The 18,685-nt window shown below is 41.2% G+C and carries 24 protein-coding genes and 1 pseudogene; 15 read left to right on the top strand and 10 right to left on the bottom strand.

Annotated elements, in window-relative coordinates; all coding sequences use genetic code 11:
- Positions 1–328: 328 nt before the first annotated feature.
- Positions 329–1,084: a helix-turn-helix domain-containing protein gene (locus tag A37S_RS0120780; protein ID WP_134091297.1), complete on the bottom strand. Its 756-nt coding sequence runs from the start codon at positions 1,082–1,084 to the stop codon at positions 329–331.
- 250 nt (positions 1,085–1,334) lie between these two features.
- On the opposite strand from A37S_RS0120780, the pseudogene A37S_RS28240 reads away from it, so the two are divergent.
- Positions 1,335–1,379: pseudogene (locus A37S_RS28240) on the top strand (hypothetical protein); the annotation flags it as partial.
- 47 nt (positions 1,380–1,426) lie between these two features.
- Here the strand turns inward: A37S_RS28240 and A37S_RS0120775 are convergent.
- On the bottom strand, positions 1,427–1,930 hold the full coding sequence (locus A37S_RS0120775; protein ID WP_028298642.1) for a transposase: 504 nt from the start codon (positions 1,928–1,930) through the stop codon (positions 1,427–1,429).
- Between the two features lie 224 nt (positions 1,931–2,154).
- Here A37S_RS0120775 and A37S_RS0120770 point away from each other — a divergent pair, with 224 nt between their 5' ends.
- On the top strand, positions 2,155–2,607 hold the full coding sequence (locus A37S_RS0120770; protein ID WP_028298641.1) for a Crp/Fnr family transcriptional regulator: 453 nt from the start codon (positions 2,155–2,157) through the stop codon (positions 2,605–2,607).
- Positions 2,579–2,926 (top strand): LytR/AlgR family response regulator transcription factor, encoded by a 348-nt coding sequence (locus A37S_RS25570; RefSeq protein ID WP_206106068.1) that lies wholly within the window; start codon positions 2,579–2,581, stop codon positions 2,924–2,926. The genes A37S_RS0120770 and A37S_RS25570 overlap by 29 nt, the downstream gene beginning before the upstream one ends.
- A gap of 26 nt (positions 2,927–2,952) precedes the next feature.
- On the opposite strand, the gene A37S_RS25565 is transcribed toward A37S_RS25570, so the two are convergent.
- The 6 genes from A37S_RS25565 to A37S_RS0120740 form a co-directional block, all read right to left on the bottom strand.
- Positions 2,953–3,753 (bottom strand): hypothetical protein, encoded by an 801-nt coding sequence (locus A37S_RS25565; protein ID WP_051293361.1) that lies wholly within the window; start codon positions 3,751–3,753, stop codon positions 2,953–2,955.
- A gap of 62 nt (positions 3,754–3,815) precedes the next feature.
- The gene (locus A37S_RS0120755; RefSeq protein WP_028298640.1) at positions 3,816–4,451 is read right to left on the bottom strand and encodes a hypothetical protein; all 636 of its coding nucleotides are present in this window, start codon (positions 4,449–4,451) and stop codon (positions 3,816–3,818) included.
- Between the two features lie 11 nt (positions 4,452–4,462).
- Positions 4,463–4,912 carry a DUF3408 domain-containing protein gene (locus A37S_RS0120750; protein WP_028298639.1) on the bottom strand — a complete coding sequence of 150 codons (450 nt, stop codon included), beginning with the start codon at positions 4,910–4,912 and terminating at the stop codon, positions 4,463–4,465.
- A 4-nt stretch (positions 4,913–4,916) separates the two neighbouring features.
- Positions 4,917–5,684 carry a ParA family protein gene (locus tag A37S_RS0120745; RefSeq protein ID WP_028298638.1) on the bottom strand — a complete coding sequence of 256 codons (768 nt, stop codon included), beginning with the start codon at positions 5,682–5,684 and terminating at the stop codon, positions 4,917–4,919.
- Between the two features lie 20 nt (positions 5,685–5,704).
- On the bottom strand, positions 5,705–5,842 hold the full coding sequence (locus A37S_RS27290; RefSeq protein ID WP_157278959.1) for a hypothetical protein: 138 nt from the start codon (positions 5,840–5,842) through the stop codon (positions 5,705–5,707).
- Positions 5,843–5,902: 60 nt separating this feature from the next.
- Positions 5,903–6,094, bottom strand: a complete 192-nt coding sequence (locus A37S_RS0120740; protein WP_157278956.1) for a hypothetical protein — start codon at positions 6,092–6,094, stop codon at positions 5,903–5,905.
- Between the two features lie 349 nt (positions 6,095–6,443).
- On the opposite strand from A37S_RS0120740, the gene mobA reads away from it, so the two are divergent.
- From mobA to mobC, 5 genes are all read left to right on the top strand, one after another.
- Positions 6,444–6,875: a conjugal transfer protein MobA gene (gene mobA / locus A37S_RS0120735; RefSeq protein ID WP_028298636.1), complete on the top strand. Its 432-nt coding sequence runs from the start codon at positions 6,444–6,446 to the stop codon at positions 6,873–6,875.
- Between the two features lie 7 nt (positions 6,876–6,882).
- The gene (gene mobB / locus A37S_RS0120730) at positions 6,883–8,169 is read left to right on the top strand and encodes a conjugal transfer protein MobB (protein ID WP_028298635.1); all 1,287 of its coding nucleotides are present in this window, start codon (positions 6,883–6,885) and stop codon (positions 8,167–8,169) included.
- A 112-nt stretch (positions 8,170–8,281) separates the two neighbouring features.
- Entirely contained in the window at positions 8,282–8,851 is a 570-nt protein-coding gene (locus A37S_RS0120725) for a Crp/Fnr family transcriptional regulator (RefSeq protein ID WP_028298634.1), read from the top strand.
- Positions 8,852–8,932: 81 nt separating this feature from the next.
- Positions 8,933–9,907: an aldo/keto reductase gene (locus tag A37S_RS0120720; RefSeq protein WP_028298633.1), complete on the top strand. Its 975-nt coding sequence runs from the start codon at positions 8,933–8,935 to the stop codon at positions 9,905–9,907.
- Positions 9,908–10,012: 105 nt separating this feature from the next.
- Positions 10,013–12,013 (top strand): conjugal transfer protein MobC, encoded by a 2,001-nt coding sequence (mobC, locus tag A37S_RS0120715; protein WP_028298632.1) that lies wholly within the window; start codon positions 10,013–10,015, stop codon positions 12,011–12,013.
- Here mobC and A37S_RS25560 read toward each other — a convergent pair.
- Positions 11,996–12,934 (bottom strand): helix-turn-helix domain-containing protein, encoded by a 939-nt coding sequence (locus tag A37S_RS25560; protein WP_051293360.1) that lies wholly within the window; start codon positions 12,932–12,934, stop codon positions 11,996–11,998. The genes mobC and A37S_RS25560 overlap by 18 nt on opposite strands.
- A gap of 196 nt (positions 12,935–13,130) precedes the next feature.
- Here A37S_RS25560 and A37S_RS0120705 point away from each other — a divergent pair, with 196 nt between their 5' ends.
- The 7 genes from A37S_RS0120705 (at position 13,131) to A37S_RS25550 (ending at position 18,404) form a co-directional block, all read left to right on the top strand.
- Positions 13,131–14,036 carry an FAD:protein FMN transferase gene (locus tag A37S_RS0120705; RefSeq protein WP_211229835.1) on the top strand — a complete coding sequence of 302 codons (906 nt, stop codon included), beginning with the start codon at positions 13,131–13,133 and terminating at the stop codon, positions 14,034–14,036.
- 40 nt (positions 14,037–14,076) lie between these two features.
- Positions 14,077–14,505 carry a hypothetical protein gene (locus A37S_RS25555; RefSeq protein ID WP_157278953.1) on the top strand — a complete coding sequence of 143 codons (429 nt, stop codon included), beginning with the start codon at positions 14,077–14,079 and terminating at the stop codon, positions 14,503–14,505.
- Positions 14,506–14,623: 118 nt separating this feature from the next.
- A complete protein-coding gene (locus A37S_RS0120695; protein WP_157278950.1) occupies positions 14,624–15,238 on the top strand; it encodes a flavodoxin in 615 nt (204 codons plus the stop codon).
- Positions 15,239–15,252: 14 nt separating this feature from the next.
- Positions 15,253–15,897: an NAD(P)H-binding protein gene (locus tag A37S_RS0120690; protein ID WP_028298629.1), complete on the top strand. Its 645-nt coding sequence runs from the start codon at positions 15,253–15,255 to the stop codon at positions 15,895–15,897.
- Positions 15,898–15,920: 23 nt separating this feature from the next.
- The gene (locus A37S_RS0120685; protein ID WP_211229834.1) at positions 15,921–16,928 is read left to right on the top strand and encodes an alpha/beta hydrolase; all 1,008 of its coding nucleotides are present in this window, start codon (positions 15,921–15,923) and stop codon (positions 16,926–16,928) included.
- A 49-nt stretch (positions 16,929–16,977) separates the two neighbouring features.
- Entirely contained in the window at positions 16,978–17,442 is a 465-nt protein-coding gene (locus A37S_RS0120680) for a nuclear transport factor 2 family protein (protein ID WP_028298627.1), read from the top strand.
- A gap of 11 nt (positions 17,443–17,453) precedes the next feature.
- Entirely contained in the window at positions 17,454–18,404 is a 951-nt protein-coding gene (locus A37S_RS25550) for a carboxylesterase/lipase family protein (RefSeq protein ID WP_084163995.1), read from the top strand.
- 25 nt (positions 18,405–18,429) lie between these two features.
- Here A37S_RS25550 and A37S_RS0120670 read toward each other — a convergent pair.
- Positions 18,430–18,685, bottom strand: a 256-nt coding sequence (locus A37S_RS0120670) for an integrase core domain-containing protein (protein WP_028295214.1), incomplete at its 5' end; no start/stop codon positions are given.

Genomic DNA, 18,685 nt, shown 5'->3' with positions numbered 1-18,685 from the left:
TCCGGGTAAAATCCCAGAGCAAAAAGGCGTTTTCCACCATTGCTGCACTGATAAGAATCCATTTAATCAGTAATCTTGAGATATATTGGATGGTGCAGAACAGCAGGAGAACTTACAGCAAACAGAAAAAACGAAATAAACCACCTTGTATACAGGTAGAACTGTTCTAAAAAACAGGGGGGGGNGGCTTTTTTATCTAATGAAAATATTTACTGATAATCAGTAAGTTAAGTGAGTTTATTGCCTGTTTTTAAGTTTATCCGTTTGGTAGTGACTATTTTTCAACTGTATACCCAAATTCGCCAATGTTGTACCGGAATTCATTTTCCTAAATGTGCTGCTGCCTCCTATATTCCTGCGGGGAGAGAGAAACATATTTTTTGAAGAATCTCCCGAAGGACGAAGTGGAGCTAAATCCTATCTCCGAAGCTATCTGGGAAATGGTTTTCTCTGGATTGCCGAGTAGTACCAAAGCCTCTTTAAGCAGGGTATTATTTATAATATCGTGAGGCGTTTTGCCGGTTGCCCTCTTTACAACAACAATAAGATACTTATTGGTGATGAAAAGCCTGTCGGCATAGAACTGCACATCCTTATGGGAGGAAATATGCTCTGCCAGCAATTCATGGAATTTTAAGAAAAGACTGTTCACTTCATGGTTGTCCTCCGTTTTTTTATCTCTTTCCTTATCGACAAGGGTGGCTGTTTCAAGCAGAAGGTTAATGATAATGGTCCTGATAATGTCTTCAATAAACCTGTCTTTTCGGCCAGACTGTTTTTGGAGATAATTGAGCAGGGCGAATAATTGCAGGGCAGATTCCTCATCAGAGGTGATTACACTAAAAGTTGATTTGTTAAATAACGACAGCTTCTCTATAAAAAAGGGATTGGCCATATTCTTGAGTAAAAAGGTCTTGTCAAAAAAGAGAACCTTCATCCTGAAATCCTTGTTGATGTTCACAAATTTGATAATCGTGGAAGGAGCAGATACCAAAAAACCATTTCTGGCTATACTGTATTGTTGATTGTCTATTTCCAGGTCAATACTACCAGAAACACAAATGCAGAAAGCATAAAAATCCATACGGAATGTTTTCTTCGGGAATTCAATTATAGGCTCTCCAGAAGAAATATAGTATGCTCCGTCACACCGGACTCCGTAAAACGATAAAGTTTCATTTAAACTCTCGTAAGCTTTCATTTATTTGTGATTATCACGTATACAAAAATAAAAATCAATCCCTCATGTTTTACTGAAATCTGCAAAATGTCACCTCTTAACGCCAAACCCTGCCAGTCTTTTAAGGGAAGGGTGTAATGAGTTTGATACCCTGATGGCAGACAATGAACTGCGACCGTTCGCCCTGAAAATGTTCCCTGTTTGCGAATCTGTTTTCTCTGGCTACGAATTAATCGATGATTTCGCTTACACCGAAGCATCTTCCAAAACTTGCTTTTCTAACAAAGATTCCATACTTGCATTGGCCTTGATAAAGGCACTGTCAACCGCCTGATGTTTACCTCTTACCATGCCTTTGTTGACACACATTTTCAGAACAGATTGAAATAAACTCAAAAAAATTTCTTCACCAAAAAGTTGCCTTGTGCGACTGATGGTAGAATGCCAGGGCAAATCTTTATTCAGGTCATAGCCCAAAAACAAACGAACATCCAAACAGTTGGAACAATAACGAATCAAGGCTCGGTCGCTGTTGATATTATTCAGATAGCCAACCAACAAAATCTTGAAAAAAACTACAGGGTCAATGCTCTGACACCCTTCGACACCATAATATTTTTGAGTCGATTGATAAAGAAAATGTAAATCTAACTCGTGATTTACGCGCCGATAAAAGTTATCTGCTGGAACCAATCTGTCCAGACTTAGTTCATAAAAAAGTTGCGGGGTGAAATCTTTACGTCCTTGCATAAAACAAGATACGTTTTTTATTTATATTTGAGTTGTGCAACAAGCACACCGGTTTTGCGTCAGGCGGGGTGACGTGCAAACTTGGAGCTTTGTACTTCTATTCAAGTTTAGTGCTGGCAGATAGTTTCGTGCTCCGAAATCCACTTCTTCGCCAAGCGCCAAACCGTTAGCTGCAAGTTTAAGAGCGTGTCAACCATAGATGAAATAGTATTGACAAAAAGATTATGACAAATAAAATAACAGATACCTTGTTAGAATATGTGGAATTTACTCCAAAAGAACTAGAAATCATTAGTAGTAAGTTTGAAAGACAAACAATACTAAAAAATGAATTATTCATACGCGAAGGTAACATGTGTAACAAAATAGCTTTTGTTGAAAGCGGAGCTCTCATTCTTTCGCAAGCATCAGAATCAGGAAAAGAGCAGGTTCTTGATTTCTTTACATCAGGAAATATGATGAGCGATTACTATAGTTTTTTAAAAAACATTCCTAGTGAAGTAAATATCAAAGCGCTTAAGTCATCCTCCGTAGTAATAATTTCTAAAATAGATATAGAACAACTATTTGAAGAAATTCCAAATTTCCAAAAACTGGGAAGGTTGCTTGCAGAAAAATATTTCATCGAACAGGTAGAAAAGCTAAAATATGGTGTCCTTACGCCACATAACCGATGATTATATTTTTGTAAAGGCAGACCGCAGAATGTTCAAGGTGCATTTCAGTGATATACTCTATATTGAAGGGCTAAAGGATTATGTGATTATCTACATAGAAAATCAAAAAGTGGTGACCCTGATGAATATTAAAACGATCCATGATTTGCTTCCCAAAAGTATCTTTGTCAGGGTCAGTAAATCATACATCATCAATGTAAATAAAATAGATTCTGTAGATAACAATACGGTATATATCGGAAAAACTGAAATACCTATTGGAAATGTCTACAGGGAAAATAGAGATAGAAAATTACTTTCCGGATTTGCTTCATCATAGCCAGTATAAGTAAATTGGCATTCCAGTTACATTTTGCGACCTTTCGGTTTGCTTTGTTTTGACTGTGCTTGCTGTTGCTTTTCGCCAGCTTTTTGCAGGTTCTTATCGGCTTTGAGATTGCTTTTAATTAAATCAACAAGAAAGGTTTTTTCCCAGGGGATGTGCTTTGCGGTAAATTGTAATTTCAAACCCTGCTTATCCAGTCCGTGCCTAAGCTCAAATCCGTAGTGCCTGTTCCATCCAATCCTGTCAAGCAATCTTTCGGAGGGGAACCGCACAGCGATTAAATCTTTGGGCAGCTCTTTGATAGTCCGGTAGTCGGGTTCCTGAAATTCGTGTGTCTTCGGATTGTAAGGAATGGTGTAAGTCCTTTTATCTTCATCATAGTAGTTGGCTATATCCGAGAACACAATACCTTTTGAAAGGAAATCATCTTTTGGGCGAAGCATATCCATTCGTATATCCACATAGAATGTATGCCCTGCAATATTAACGGTAGGTAGCATTCCTTTATTCACACGCATATCGTAGGCTTCTTGGTCAACAATATTATTGGTCGGTTTCATCTCTGCCTTTTTCTGTTGAATACCCACAACCCAATCAATGTAGCCCTTTGCATCATCTATGTTATGCGGTACGGACTTTCTGCCCCCGGACAGCTTGCTGTCATCAAGCCCGATGATAAACCCGTGATTGGGGAACTCATCTGAACGGTAAACGATGATGAGATTATTAATGTCTTTGCCAGCAACATTGTTCTTGTGGCTTGCTATGGTATGTCCTTTATATTCCTCGAATATATAATCAGGGTCGTCTTTCTTAATCATATCTATACTGTTTATGTTTTACCAGCCTGCCACGCTGTTAAAAGACAAAGGGGAGCCGTCTTTCAGACAAACTCCCCAATGTCAAAATCACTCAAATCACTTTTCCGCAAGGTGGAAGAACTGTTGTCCGTTTCAGCCGAAAGTGTGCTGTCCAAAAGCTCGGCAATTTTTCGGGAAGCACCCTCGATAGAACTTTCCAATAAGCTGAATAATTCAGTTCCCTGTAATTTCTGAACTATGGCTACCGCTGTTTCCTTTTGAGCCTGTTCCAAATTTTCTTTTTGGAGCAACGCCCCTACGGAGCTTAGTTCGTCGTAGGTAACCCCTTGGGCAAGACTGTCATCGCCACCGGATATTCCGTACCTGTTCCATTCTTCTTCCTCTTCTTCCAAATCAGGCATATTGCTGAAAACTTCGTCCAGTTCTTCCTGCGGAATTTGCTTACCGACGATTTCGTTCTCGTCGTATTCGATGTCTAAATTATCGGGGTTTATCTCCGGTTCTGTTATTTGGCTTTCATTGGCAGTGTTTGGCACTGAATGGCTTTTTACTGGCTTGGGCTGTCCCATAATATCGGGCAGGTTCGGGTTTACTTTTTCCTGCACAGGCTTTTGCTCCGACCTTTTTTTAATGACAATCTTGTCCTGCAAAAGCAGGGCAATGACTATTAGCAGGCAAATCACAATTACTATTTCCATAATCAAATGCTTTAAAAAATAGGTTTAAACTTTTCGTTGAAATCGTCTGTGATTGCTTTCTCAAACATTTCAAAATGATGTTCCAGTATATTGTCAAGGTAGGCATACAGGGGTATCTCATCTTTACCAATAACCTGCACAATACGGGATAACCGTTCGTGGTATTCCTGCCGGATATAAATGCTTTTATCGCCCCGCTTTGTCATAGAGTGCGTTTTCAAAAAATGTTCGCCGTAGCTGCCGTCAAGATTTTTTTTTGTGCGGTTACGTTCCCTTTGCACAGGTTTGCTTTGTAGCAATTCTTCCTGTTTCAATTCTTCTTTTACAGTTTCCTTTTCCGGCTCTTCCGGCAGTTCAGGTGGAAGCTGTAAGCCCTCTTTTTTAACGCCGTCCACCATCAGGTTCATCATCAACTCCTCGTCGATGTCGGGCGTGACTTTTCTCTTATTATCTTTTTCCATAGGACTATAATTGAATGATTTTTAGAAATTCATTAATGAACAGGTCTAATTGGCAGGCTTTCATTAAACGTTCATCAGGCGGCAGCACGGTAGAACGGAAAACCGTTTTACTGTCTGCTTCGCTTTCTTTGCGAAAACGTGTGCTGTTCTTCACTTGGCTTTGCATTAGGCTAAATCCCAGTTGCGCTATAAGCTGATTGTACACGTCATATAAGGGCGTGCTTTCCCTGCCGTCCACCTGGTTCCAAAACAGGTTAATGGTTTCTATGGACGTTTCGCCTTTTTTCATAATCACATCCCGCAAAAGCTGCGTGAAAATGAGGGTACTTTCCATCACTACACGGTCTGCGATAATAGGCGTAAAAATGTGGTGCATTCCTGCCAGTGCTTTCAGAATGCCGGGCGTGTTCACAGTTCCGGGCAGGTCGAAGAATACCACATCGACCGGAACGGCAGAAGCCGTTACATATTCGTGTGCAGCATCCAATACGCTATCTGCTTTATGCTGTGTTATCGGATAGGCTTTCTTGTTGATAGTGGTAAATTGCTTATACGCCAGTTTTTTCAAAGTCTCATTTTCCATTACCATTGCCAAATCACGGGCTTTCATTTTCATTAAACTATGCTGCGGAAAATCCGCATCAAATACGGCTACGTTGTAGCCTAACCGATAGTGCATTGTACTTGCCACAAGCGTGGTAAATGTGCTTTTGCCAACACCTCCTTTTTGTGAAGAAAAAGCGATAAACAGAGGTTTCTTTTTTGTGTCCATATTTTTAAAATTTAAAGTTTTCAAATTCCTGTTTTCAGGCTTGCAGGAGTTCCGGCAAGCCGTTCTGATTTCCTGCGTTCTTTCAGGATAGCTATCAGGGTTGCCTGCGTTCTTACCTGATTGCCTGCTTCCTTGCAGTACAGCAGCCTTGCAATCATTCTGGTAGCTTATCAGGCAGGCTTGCCGTCATTCTTTCATTCCGTCAATCAACCAATCATTCAGGCGAGCCGGATAGTTGGATAGCAAGCGTTCACGCTTTCCGTCAGTCGTGCAATCTTGCTTTCTTGCATTCCTGCAATCAGGCAGGCAGGATTGCCTGCATTCCTGAATGTGTGCCGTCTGCTCTTCCTGAAGTACGGGCTGCCTGTCTTCCTGCCATCATTCAAAGGCAAAGAACCAATCAATTTCATTTGATTGTATGCCTGTGGCATTGTTTGGCGGTCAGAGGCACTGTTTGGCACTGTGGCACAGTGCAACGCTATCGGGAACAGGGCTTTACTTTGTATTGTGATTTTTATTAACGGATTTATGCAGAAGTCTTTTGACAAATCGGGGGGTAACACGGGCGGCATCGAGCCGTTTTTCCCTGTTACATTTAATCCGTCCCGCAGGGCGGATTTTTGTGTTCACCGGAACACGGCAAGTTGTGTTTTGAGGCACTCGAAACCGAGTTCGTGCCTCAAAACAACTTGCCCTTTGCAGGGGGCAGAACACACCTTCCGAAGTCAGGGTTTTGTATGATTTTAAAATGGATTTGTGATGAACGAGAATAGTAACAGTAAACAGAATAAGGGCGGACGGACACCTAAAACCGACCCAAGCATCCACCGCCACGTTTTCCGTCTTACAGATGAAGAAAACGCCAAACTTTTATCGCTTTTTGAAGCATCGGGAATGACCAATAAAGCGAAGTTTATCATTTCCCTACTGTTTGGTAAGGAAATGAAATCGGTTAAGATTGATAAAGGAACAGTTGATTTTTATATGCGGCTGACCTCTTTTCACAGCCAGTTCCGTTCCGTAGGCGTGAACTATAATCAGATTGTAAAGCTATTGTACAAGAATTTTTCCGAGAAAAAGGCGGCAGCATTCCTGTATAAACTGGAAAAACAGACGGCAGAAATGGCGATGCTTTGTCAAAAAATCATTCAGATTACCGAAAAATTTGAGGAAGAATACCTAAAAAAATAATGTAGTAGTGATAGCAAAAATTGGAAGAAGCGCAAATTTATACGGGGCGTTGGCATACAATCAGCTTAAAGTGGAGAATGAAAACGGGCAAATTTTGTTCGCCAACAAGATGATTGAAAACGCAAGCGGTCATTATTCCGTTGCACAATTAGCCCAGTCTTTTGCCCCTTACCTGATTGCTAATCGCAATACAGAGAAACATACCCTGCATATTTCACTCAATCCCGACCCGAATGACAAGGTAAGTGATGATAAATTTCGGGAAATGGCAGAAGAATATATGCGGGAAATGGGCTACGGCGAACAGCCTTTTGTCGTATTCAAACATACCGATATTGACCGCAGCCATATCCATATCGTTTCGGTTTGCGTGGACGAGCAGGGTAAAAAGATTTCGGACAAGTTCGAGAAAATGCGGTCTATGAACCTGTGCCGTGAACTGGAAAGAAAGCACGGCTTAATACCTGCAACCGATAAAGAGCGCAATCAGAATGACAAGGTTTTTCGTCCGGCAGATTATCGGGCAGGCGATGCAAAGAGCCAAATTGCATCAGTCGTTCGCCACCTGCCGAATTATTACCAGTACCAGACTTTGGGCGAATACAATGCCTTACTGTCCCTGTTCAATATTACCACTGAAAAAGTGCAGGGCGAACTGCACGGAAAAATGCAGCAGGGTTTGTTGTACATTCCCTTGAATGAAAAAGGAGAAAGAGCCGGGCATCCGTTCAAGGCTTCCCTGTTTGGGAAGAGCGCAGGGCTACCTGCTTTGGAACTGCATTTTGCGAAATGCAAAACAGCTTTAAAAGACCACCCAAGTAAGCAGACCCTAAAAGCTGCAATTACCATTGCCCTGAAATCCACGAGCGATGAACAGGCTTTTAAAAAGCAGTTGGCTGAACAGGGCATTAACGTAGTGGTACGCCGGAACGATACAGGTCGTATTTATGGTATTACGTTTATAGACCACAATTCAAAAGCGGTTTGGAACGGTTCACGTTTAAGCACGGAACTTTCTGCCAATATCTTTAATGATTATTGGAACAATAATATAAAACCGGAAATAAAAGAACCTACCGTACCAATACCCAAGCAATCCACATCAAATGATGCGGATCTTCCTGCGGAAGAACCACACCATTTGTTCGATTTCTTAACTACGGATAAACACGAAGACGGCTTGGTTGAAGCATTGGGCGGTTTACTGCCCGAAGCACAGGGAGAAGATTACGAAGAACAGGACTTTGCCAACAAGATGAAGAAGAAAAGAGGACTGAAAAACGGTAAGGCTTAAAACAGTTATAAATTGAGTTTAAAGCATTTTCTAAATGAAAATTAATAAATGTGAATGATACTTTTTACCAAATGACAAATGCCCTCCAAACAACAATTTCTAACTTTGCTAAATGGAAGAATTTATAAATTATCTATTACAGTTTGGCAATTTGAACCAACAGCAGATTGGTCTTATTAAAAGTAAGGCTACAGAAATAGAACTTCACAAAGACAAATATTATTGGGAAGCAGGAAAAACGGTAAAGCAAATAGGTTTTCTTACAGATGGGGTTATCCGTGTGTTTTATTACAACAATAAAGGCGAAGAAATAACACGTTACTTTATTGACGAAAACCATTTGATTTTATCGGGCAACACGGTTGCTGAAGTTTTTACGCCCTCTGAATATCTGTCGGCTCTTACTGACTGTAAATTGGTTGTTTTCTCCAAACAAGATTGGAAAGACCTTTCCGAGACCATCATTGGTTGGGACAGCATTGTTCAAAAAATAATCACGAAACATCATAGTGAAAAAATCACAAGGAGGAGTGAATTGGTTTCGCAAGACGGAACCGAACGCTATCTTGATTTTATGCAAAAATTCCCGACATTGGTCAATCGTGTTCCTTTGGCATACATCGCTTCTTATTTAGGCATTACACAATCATCTTTAAGCAGAATTAGAAAAAATATCCGCTAAAATCGTTTTTTGCCAAATGGCAAATGGTTTCATTTTTATTCGAGGCAACTTTGTACTATCAAATTTTAAAATCAAAAAAAAATGAAATCAAGAAAATTAGGAAATAGCGGATTAGCAGTATCTGCATTGGGTTTCGGTGCGATGGGATTAAGTTTTCCAAACGCACCTACGAAAGAAGAAAGCGTAAAGTTAATTCGTTCGGCAGTTGAAAACGGCATTACGTTTTTTGATACCGCACAAGGTTATGGAGAAAACGAGCTTTTGGTGGGTGAAGCACTTGAACCGGTACGCCAAGAAGTTGTGATTGCTACAAAATTCGGCTTTAAGAACGGGGACGGAAGATTGGGACTGGACAGCCGTCCCGAGAATATAAAAGCAGTTGCCGAAGCATCTTTGAAAAGATTAAGAACCGACGTAATTGATGTGTTTTATCAGCACAGATATGACCCGAATGTTCCAATAGAAGATGTTGCAGGTGCGGTAAAAGACTTAATACAGGAAGGTAAGGTAAAGTATTTTGGTTTGTGTGAAGTAAATACCGAAATCATTCGAAAGGCACACGCTGTTTTACCTGTAACGGCTTTGCAAAGCGAGTATTCAATGTTCTATCGCGAACCGGAAAATGAAATCATTCCAACATTGGAAGAATTGGGAATTGGTTTGGTTGCTTTCAGTCCATTGGGAAAGGGATTTTTAACAGGAACAATAAACGCAGATGTAGAGTTAGATAAAACTGATGCAAGAAATATGTCTCCGCGTTTTAGCAAAGAGAACAGGGAAGCCAATAAGGCATTAGTTGATTTGGTTGTTTCCATTGCGGTAGACAAAACAGCTACACCTGCACAAATTGCATTAGGTTGGCTCTTAGCTCAAAAGCCTTTTATTGTTCCCATTCCAGGGACATCAAAAGTGCGTCGCTTACAAGAAAACGTTGGAGGTGCAGATATTTTGTTGTCTAACGATGAATTAAACAAAATCAATTTGGCATTGGCAACGATAAAAATCGTAGGCGAACGATATCCTGCACAAATACGAGATACTGCGGAAAGAAAGTAAAAAAAATGTAGCCAAATACTGCCACACAACGCCACTGGCTGCCACATTCTTAGAGCCACTCAATAGAGCCTTTAAATTCACGCCCGAACATTAAAACTTAAAATAATGCAGGGAGAAGACGATTTAAGAGGGCTTGCCAAGATAATGGCTTTTATGCGGGCAGTCAGTATTCTATTGGTGCTGATGCACCTATATTGGTTCTGCTACGGTTTCTTTTTAGAACGTGGTTGGACGTTGGAAGTAATCAACAAAATCTTAGGGAATTTCAATAGAACGGCGGGTTTGTTTTCACATACCTTATATACCAAAGCCTTCGCTTTGGTTTTGTTGGCTTTGAGTTGCTTAGGCACAAAAGGCGTAAAGAATGAGAAGATAACCTGGTCTAAAATATATGTGGCTTTGGGCGTGGGCTTTGCGCTGTTCTTTCTGAACACACCATTGTTGAAGCTATCTCCGGCAACAGGTACATTCCTGTATATGCTGACTATCTCTTTAGGTTATATCGCTTTGCTGATGGCGGGCGTATGGATGAGCCGATTGCTGCGCACTAACCTAATGGACGACGTTTTTAATAACGAAAACGAGAGCTTTCAGCAGGAAACAAAATTGATGGAAAACGAGTATTCCGTCAACCTGCCCACCAAATTTTACTACAAAGGCAAATGGAACAACGGTTGGATAAACATTGTAAATCCTTTCAGGGCATCAATCGTGTTGGGTACTCCGGGTTCCGGTAAATCGTATGCTATCGTGAACAACTACATTAAGCAGCAGATTGAGAAAGGCTTTAGTATGTACATCTATGATTTTAAGTTTGACGACCTTTCTACTATTGCCTACAATCACTTACTGAAGCATCGGGACAAGTACAAAGTTCAGCCGAAATTTTACGTGATAAATTTCGACGACCCACGCAAGAGCCACCGTTGTAACCCGCTTAATCCCGACTTTATGACGGATATTTCAGATGCTTACGAAGCGGCATATACCATAATGCTGAACCTCAACAGGTCGTGGATACAGAAGCAAGGGGATTTTTTCGTGGAAAGCCCAATTATATTGCTTGCAGCCATTATTTGGTATCTGAAAATCTATGAGGATGGTAAGTATTGCACATTCCCGCACGCTATTGAATTGCTGAATAAAAAGTATTCGGACGTGTTCACGATTTTAACCTCATACCCTGATTTGGAAAATTATTTATCGCCGTTTATGGATGCGTGGCAAGGTGGCGCACAAGACCAGTTACAAGGTCAAATCGCATCGGCAAAAATCCCTCTTTCAAGAATGATTAGCCCGCAACTGTACTGGGTAATGACAGGCGACGATTTTACGCTCGACATCAATAATCCTAAAGAGCCAAAGATTTTATGCGTAGGCAACAATCCCGACCGACAAAATATCTATTCGGCAGCTTTGGGTTTGTACAATTCGAGGATTGTAAAACTGATTAATAAAAAAGGACAGCTAAAGAGTTCGGTTATCATAGATGAGCTGCCCACAATTTATTTCAGGGGACTGGACAATCTTATCGCAACAGCGAGAAGTAATAAGGTAGCGGTATGTTTGGGCTTTCAGGACTTTTCACAGTTAACGAGGGATTACGGCGACAAAGAAAGTAAGGTAATACAGAATACCGTCGGCAATATATTCAGTGGGCAGGTGGTTGGAGAAACTGCCAAAAGCCTATCGGAACGCTTCGGTAAAGTATTGCAGAAACGCCAAAGTATGACGATTAACCGCAACGATAAATCTACCTCTATTTCCACACAGTTAGACAGCCTTATTCCGGCTTCCAAAATTTCAACGCTAACACAAGGTATGTTCGTAGGTTCTGTATCAGATAACTTTGACGAGCGTATCGAGCAAAAAATATTTCACGCTGAAATTGTGGTAGATAATGAAAAAGTAGCAGCAGAAAGCAAAGCCTATCAGCAAATACCGCAAATCTTATCTTTTGTAAATGAGCAGGGCGAGGATAAAATGAAGCAGGAAATTGAAAGTAATTACAAGCAGATAAAATCAGACATACTGAATATTGTTATAAGTGAAATGGAGCGAATTAAGAATGACCCGAACTTGCAGCATTTAGTGCAACAGGAATAAAAAAGGTGCTATTTTCATAGCACCTTTTTTATTCAAACTTCGGTATTCGTTGGGGGTAACCCCTGTTTTTTGCTTAAACAGCCGTGTAAAGTGCTGCGGGTATTTAAACCCCAGTTCATACGCAATCTCACTGATAGATTTGTTAAGGTCGAAAATCCGCACTTTGGCAATATTGATTACTTTGGACTGTATATATTCCTGTGCAGATACTCCGGTTTCTTTCTTGATTAAATCGCCAAAATAATTAGCGGATAGGTTCAATTCATCAGCACACCAACCAACTGACGGCAAGCCTATATTTTGTGGCTTGTCCGAAGAAAAATAGTTATCTAATATTTCTTCAAACCGTTCTAAAATGCCCTTGTTTACAACTTCCCTTGTAATAAACTGACGGTCATAAAATCGGGTACAATAATTCAGGAACAACTCGATAGTTGAAACAATCAGTTGCTTGCTGTGCTTATCAATAGCGTGTTGTAATTCATACTCTATTTTATCAAAACAGTCCAATATGATTTTTCTTTCCTTCTCTGATAAATGCAGGGCTTCGTTAACGGCATAAGAGAAAAAATGGTAATCATCCATATTTTTTCCAAGCGAAGTACCCAATAACAAATCGGGATGGAATACCAAAGCAATACCCTGTGGCTGATAATAATCTTCTCCGCTTTCGCCAATTACCTGACCGGGAGCAAGAAATATCAATGAACCTTCTTCATAATCATAATTGCCCAGTCCGTAACGCAGGTCGCCACAGTGGATTTTTTTCAGAAAGACCGTATAGAACTCATAGCGCATACGACTTAGCTTTCTTGGGTCAGCTTTGTCCAAATGAACCACGCTAACCATAGGGTGCAAGGTTTCATTGCTATTAAAAACATTGTATTCCCTTATGGTGCTGAAATTGATAATATCGTCCATTATTTAAATGTTTAAATCCGATAAACAAATTTACAAAATCATTCCCCTCGTTTTACGGTAATATCTACAAATCAGTGATTTTGGTAGGTAAAACAGTAATCTGTATAAGTAACAGTTATTAGTAAAGACGGAAATTTGTAAGTGAGGCAAATTAGGTTCGATTTGTTTTCATCAGGCAAAATAAAAATAGCATTTAATGCAGGACAGTATCTTAAATATTGGCTATGAATTTGAAGCTATCGGTACACAATGGTACATCGGTACAGCAGAGCCGTTGCCCGCATCGGTAAAACAATGCCTGCACCAAAGGATTTCCATTTTTGACACAACCTATTCCCGCTTTCTTAGCAACTCGTTAATCACGACAATAGCCACAGCTACACAAGGGGGAACATTCCCGTTTCCCGAAGACGCATCGCCTCTTTTTGAACTATACGATATACTCTATAAAGTAACCGGGGGCAAGGTAGAACCACTTATCGGAAGCGAACTGGAGCTATTGGGCTATGATGCCAATTACTCATTACAGGCAGACCCGCAGGCAGGTTATTTCAATACAAATAAACAGCTTCCCGATTGGCAAAAAGATGTTTTCCGTCAAGGCAACTGCCTTACGACCCAACGCCCGGTAACCATAGATGTAGGCGCAGCCGGAAAAGGATATTTGGTAGATATTCTTTCTGAAATACTGGTTGATGAAAGCATAGCGGAATTTGTGATTGATGGCGGTGGCGATATCCGGCACAAAGGCGATACCGAATTTATCATTGGATTAGAGCATCCCGAAAACCGTGAAATGGTTATAGGAACTGTACCACTCAAAAATAGTGCGATATGTGCGTCTGCTACCAACCGGAGAAAATGGGGTAAAGACCTGCACCATATATTAAATGGGCGAACTGGGGAGCCTGTACAAGATGTTGTGGCAACTTGGGTAATTGCAGAAAACGCTTTGACGGCAGACGGTCTTGCTACCGCCTTGTTTTTTGTAGATGCAGAAAAGTTACAGCCCTTTTTTGACTTTTCATTCGTCCGTATGTTTTCAGATATGTGCATAGACGTTTCCGAAAACTTTAAGGGAACCTTGTTTACAAAGAAATAATGATTTAAAAAGTAAATATTGACAATTAAAATTAAAGGATATGATTAAACAAATGTTCATCAGAAAGCACCTTTTAACGACCGTGACGGCGGGACTGTTTCTATTGTCGTCTTGCTCAAAAGATGATGATATAACTACCGATGATGCGCTTCTGCCCACAAATCCCGACACAAGGGTTTTCAAGGACGGGGAATATTCTGCCGTTGGTTGGTATGGCGGTGCGCCGTCTTTCATTACGGTAGATTTAGAGCTTAAGAACGGTATTATTATGGATGTGGAAGTAACACCTATGCCCGATAATAATCCTACTTCGAGAGATTTTCAGGAGCGTTTTGCGGCAGCGGTTCCCGCCGTTGTAGAGGGAAAGCACATCAGCGAAGTTAAAGTAGGACGTTTGGCAGGTTCAAGCGGAACTAATATCGGCTTCAATAATGCCATCGACAAGATTAAAGATATGGCTGCCCAATAAGAGCAACGGTTAACAACAAACAAGGTACTGACCCACGGGCAGGCTTCTAACCACTGGTTCGGGGCAAGTCCGGGGGACTTACCGCAGATTTAGTATGACAAACAAAAAACATTGGATTATGCAAATAGCACTTTTAATAACGATGTTGTTTATGTCTTGCACTCCTGTTAAGCAGGAAGAAGCAAATAAAGACGCACCATCAGGTAAAAAGTCCGAACGGACACTCATTGTTTATTTATCCCGCACCAACAATACAAAAGCAGTAGCGCAAATCATTCAAAAAAACGTGGGCGGCACATTGGTTGCTTTGGAGTTGGAAACACCATACCCTGAACACTACCAGACAACGGTAAATCAGGTTGCAGAAGAAAACAGGACAGGTTATCTGCCACCCCTCAAAACAAAGATTGACAGCATCCAAAAATACGATGTTGTCTTTGTCGGTTTTCCAACGTGGGGAATGCAGTTGCCGCCACCGATGAAAAGTTTTTTAAAACAATATGATTTAAGCGGTAAAAAAGTAATCCCGTTCAACACCAACGGCGGTTATGGTATCGGCAGCAGTTTTCAAACGGTAAAAGAGTTATGCCCGAACAGTGAGGTACTGGACGGCTTCACGGTTAAGGGCGGTTCTGAAAGGGATGGGATTTTGTTTGTGATGGAGGGCGATAAAGAAGTTCAGGTACAGGCAGAAGTAAAGAAGTGGTTGAAGAAAATAGGATTAACTAATTAATGAACTATAAGAGAATGAACATATTAATATTAGGCGCAGCAGGAAAGATAGGAAAACTATTGACAGACGACCTGCTTGCACAGACTAAGAACGATTTGGTGCTGTATGCAAAAAATGCAGATAAACGCTTGAAATTGAAGAAGTCCGAAAGAGTAAAAATTGTGGACGGAGATTTTAAGGATTTAGATACGCTGATAAGCGCAATGGACAGGATTGATGTGGTTTACATCAACGATATGGGAGATGACCAGTCCACCGACACAATCGTTGAAGCTATGAATAAGTCCGGTGTAAAACGTGTAATTGCAGCTTCTATCCTCGGTATATATGATGAAGTGCCGGGAGCATTCGGGCAATGGAATAAAAGGATGATTGGGAACTCCCCACGTATGAAAGCACAGATAAAATCAGCTTTAGCCATTGAGGGTTCGGAGCTTGATTATACGCTTCTTCGGCTTAGTTGGCTATATGATGAACAAGGCAATAAAAATTATAGCCTAACCCAAAAGGGAGAACTTTTCAAAGGCACACAGGTTACGAGGGAAGCTGTTGCCAAATTAATCACTGACATTATTACGGCTGAAGATGAACGTTACATCAAGAAAAGTTTGGGCGTAAGCGAACCGAATACCGATTGGGACAAACCCTCTTTCTATTAATGGCAGGCATAAAAAATAAAAAAATGATAGGTTACAACTTCATATTGTCTTTAGCCCTTTTCGCAGGAAGCTGTTCATCTTCCACTCCGCAAAACCATACGGAAACAGGGAATAAAAATAACACAGACACCACCAGTACAATGAATACCCATCTTACGACAGGCAATCTTGTTCAGGATATTGTAAAACACCCTGCATTTAAAGGCTTTGGCGAATTGTTGTTACCTAACGACGATAACACCCGCTATTACAATACGCCAATCACAAACATTGGTACATTGATGCCCTATCATAATGCGGTTAACCCTGACGAGATTGTACAATCGCTAAACCAGTTGATTGATGATACCAAAAACGGGAAAACCGTTTTTTATAGCTTTTATACCGAAGCGCAGAAAAAGCAAGACCCCAATAAAAACAATACAGGACTGTTCTTTTACCGTGGCGACCCCGATGCACCGTTTGCCATAGTCTGCCCAGGTGGTGCGTTTGCCTACGTTGGTTCCTTGCACGAGGGTTTGCCGTTGGCATCCGAAATCAGCAAAAAGAAGCTGAATGCCTTTGTTATCCGTTACCGGATTGGCAGTGAACAATGGGCAACGGAAGATTTGGCAAATGCGATAAGTTTCATTTTTCAGAATGCAAAGACCCTGCAAGTAGATACAAAGAACTATTCTTTGTGGGGTTTTTCCGCAGGGGCGAGAATGGTGGGCAATATTGCGGATTATGGTGTGAATGCCTTCACCACGGGGAACCATCCGAAACCTGTTACAGCAGTAATTGCTTACACAGGTCAATCCACCTACAATAAAGGCTTTCCCGCCACATTCATTACCAACAGTGAAAATGACAGGATAGCTAACATACAGACCGTAGATAGACGTGTACAGAATTTGAAGAACGCAGGCGTTACCGTTGCTTACCAGCGGTATAAGACCGCAGGTCACGGGTTCGCTTTGGGAACAGGAACAGATGCCGCAGGTTGGCTTCCTAAAGCCGTAGATTTTTGGAAAAACCAAATGATAAAGTAACCACTTCAATTAAAAATACACCATCACAGAAACTTAAACAGTAATCATTATGAAAAAATTTATTCTTGGGCTGTTCATCATCATTATGGGAACAGCATCGGCATTTTCACAAAGCACCCCGCAGGAGCAGGAAGTCATTAAGCTATCCAAAGACAAATGGCAATGGATGGCAGCTAAAAATGCAGATACACTGAAAACGTTATTTCACGAAAAGTCCGTGTTTGTGCATATGGGCGGAACTTGGGGGAAAGAACAGGAACTCAACACCATTAAAACTGGTGGCATTTGGTACAAAAAAGCGGAAGTGTACAGTGTAACAGTTAATATAATCGGCAATACTGCCATTCTTTTAAATGATATTGATTTGGAAGCCGTTGTTGGAGGCAATACAGTTACCAATCCTTTTATGGTAACCGAAGTGTATGTAAAGGAAAACGGTCAATGGAAGATGGGTTCACTCACATTTTCCCGTTTGCTTCGCCCGGTTAAAATGAACAGCAATGATAAAAAATAAACTTCCTGAAGATGAAAAAAACAGCGAACATAATTGTTATTCTCTTGTGCTTTAATCTGGTTGTTGCACAAGCTATCGGACAGGATAAATCTACATCGTCGCCTACGGTTCAAACTGCATCAGGTATCGTACAGGGTATAAGGGATGGGCAGATAGATGTATTTAAAGGAATACCTTACGCAGCACCACCAACGGGCAAATTCCGATGGCGACCTCCACAACCTGTTCAGTCGTGGCAGGGTGTACGTGATGCAAGTAAATTCTGTTCGGATTGTGCGCAAGCTGCCTTTCCACGCGGTAATAATGCAATTCGGGAAAATACATCGGAAGATTGCCTTTTTTTAAACCTGTGGCGACCAACCAACATTAAACAGGGAACAAAACTACCTGTTATGGTTTGGATTTATGGCGGGGGATTTGTTGGCGGCGGCAGTTCCTACGCAGAAACTTCGGGAACGCAATTTGCCGGGCAAGGGGTCATACTTGTGAACTTCAATTATCGCTTGGGAAGATTGGGTCATTTCGCATTTCCTGCCCTTTCCGCAGAGCATCCCGAAGAACCCAAAGGCAGTTATGCGTATATGGACCAAATTGCTGCCTTAAAATGGATACAGAAAAACATTTCGGCATTTGGAGGCGACCCCAACAACGTCACTATTTTCGGCGAGTCCGCCGGGGGCGTTTCTGTACATTCTTTACTGACCATTCCTGCCGCTAAAGGTCTTTTCCATAAAGCCATCATACAGTCCGGTGGTGGTCGGGATGGTGTTCTCACGGGAAGACCAATCAACAAAGAAAACGCAGACCCTCATTACCCCGTTTCAGCAGAAACCATTGGAGTTAACTTTGCCCGTAAACACGGGATTGATGGAACAGATGCAGCAGCACTGGATAAGCTCCGTTCTTTAAGTGTGGTGGAATTACAACAAAAAAGTGGAGACATTTTTCAGTATTTAGGTTAGGTTGGTTTTTCCTAACACTATAATCCTAAGCGGCCCGATCCAACAGCAATTTTTCATATTGTGCAGGTGTTAAATACCCGAGGGCTGAATGGAGCCTTTTCCTGTTATACCAGCTTTCAATATATTCGAATACTGCTACCGAGGCCTGTGGCCTGTCAATATATTCATGATGGTATATCCATTCGGATTTCATCGATTTGAAAAAGCTTTCCATCGGAGCGTTGTCCCAGCAATTCCCTTTCCTGCTCATGCTCTGCAGTACCGGATATTTTTTCAGTAGA

The sequence above is a fragment of the Olivibacter sitiensis DSM 17696 genome, from assembly GCF_000427965.1.
Taxonomy (GTDB): Bacteria; Bacteroidota; Bacteroidia; order Sphingobacteriales; family Sphingobacteriaceae; genus Olivibacter; species Olivibacter sitiensis.
Note: the sequence above shows the minus strand (reverse complement) of the source record. Positions and strands in the feature narration are given on the sequence as shown.

What these genes read in the sequence shown, in the direction of transcription:
- A37S_RS0120780 (WP_134091297.1), bottom strand. Translation starts at nt 1,084, where the DNA reads ATGGATTTTTATGCTTTCTGCATTTGTGTTTCTGGTAGTATTGACCTG.
- A37S_RS0120775 (WP_028298642.1), bottom strand. Translation starts at nt 1,930, where the DNA reads ATGCAAGGACGTAAAGATTTCACCCCGCAACTTTTTTATGAACTAAGT.
- A37S_RS0120770 (WP_028298641.1), top strand. Translation starts at nt 2,155, where the DNA reads ATGACAAATAAAATAACAGATACCTTGTTAGAATATGTGGAATTTACT.
- A37S_RS25570 (WP_206106068.1), top strand. Translation starts at nt 2,579, where the DNA reads ATGGTGTCCTTACGCCACATAACCGATGATTATATTTTTGTAAAGGCA.
- A37S_RS25565 (WP_051293361.1), bottom strand. Translation starts at nt 3,753, where the DNA reads ATGATTAAGAAAGACGACCCTGATTATATATTCGAGGAATATAAAGGA.
- A37S_RS0120755 (WP_028298640.1), bottom strand. Translation starts at nt 4,451, where the DNA reads ATGGAAATAGTAATTGTGATTTGCCTGCTAATAGTCATTGCCCTGCTT.
- A37S_RS0120750 (WP_028298639.1), bottom strand. Translation starts at nt 4,912, where the DNA reads ATGGAAAAAGATAATAAGAGAAAAGTCACGCCCGACATCGACGAGGAG.
- A37S_RS0120745 (WP_028298638.1), bottom strand. Translation starts at nt 5,684, where the DNA reads ATGGACACAAAAAAGAAACCTCTGTTTATCGCTTTTTCTTCACAAAAA.
- A37S_RS27290 (WP_157278959.1), bottom strand. Translation starts at nt 5,842, where the DNA reads ATGATTGCAAGGCTGCTGTACTGCAAGGAAGCAGGCAATCAGGTAAGA.
- A37S_RS0120740 (WP_157278956.1), bottom strand. Translation starts at nt 6,094, where the DNA reads ATGAAATTGATTGGTTCTTTGCCTTTGAATGATGGCAGGAAGACAGGC.
- mobA (WP_028298636.1), top strand. Translation starts at nt 6,444, where the DNA reads ATGAACGAGAATAGTAACAGTAAACAGAATAAGGGCGGACGGACACCT.
- A37S_RS0120725 (WP_028298634.1), top strand. Translation starts at nt 8,282, where the DNA reads ATGGAAGAATTTATAAATTATCTATTACAGTTTGGCAATTTGAACCAA.
- A37S_RS0120720 (WP_028298633.1), top strand. Translation starts at nt 8,933, where the DNA reads ATGAAATCAAGAAAATTAGGAAATAGCGGATTAGCAGTATCTGCATTG.
- mobC (WP_028298632.1), top strand. Translation starts at nt 10,013, where the DNA reads ATGCAGGGAGAAGACGATTTAAGAGGGCTTGCCAAGATAATGGCTTTT.
- A37S_RS25560 (WP_051293360.1), bottom strand. Translation starts at nt 12,934, where the DNA reads ATGGACGATATTATCAATTTCAGCACCATAAGGGAATACAATGTTTTT.
- A37S_RS0120705 (WP_211229835.1), top strand. Translation starts at nt 13,131, where the DNA reads ATGCAGGACAGTATCTTAAATATTGGCTATGAATTTGAAGCTATCGGT.
- A37S_RS25555 (WP_157278953.1), top strand. Translation starts at nt 14,077, where the DNA reads ATGATTAAACAAATGTTCATCAGAAAGCACCTTTTAACGACCGTGACG.
- A37S_RS0120695 (WP_157278950.1), top strand. Translation starts at nt 14,624, where the DNA reads ATGCAAATAGCACTTTTAATAACGATGTTGTTTATGTCTTGCACTCCT.
- A37S_RS0120690 (WP_028298629.1), top strand. Translation starts at nt 15,253, where the DNA reads ATGAACATATTAATATTAGGCGCAGCAGGAAAGATAGGAAAACTATTG.
- A37S_RS0120685 (WP_211229834.1), top strand. Translation starts at nt 15,921, where the DNA reads ATGATAGGTTACAACTTCATATTGTCTTTAGCCCTTTTCGCAGGAAGC.
- A37S_RS0120680 (WP_028298627.1), top strand. Translation starts at nt 16,978, where the DNA reads ATGAAAAAATTTATTCTTGGGCTGTTCATCATCATTATGGGAACAGCA.
- A37S_RS25550 (WP_084163995.1), top strand. Translation starts at nt 17,454, where the DNA reads ATGAAAAAAACAGCGAACATAATTGTTATTCTCTTGTGCTTTAATCTG.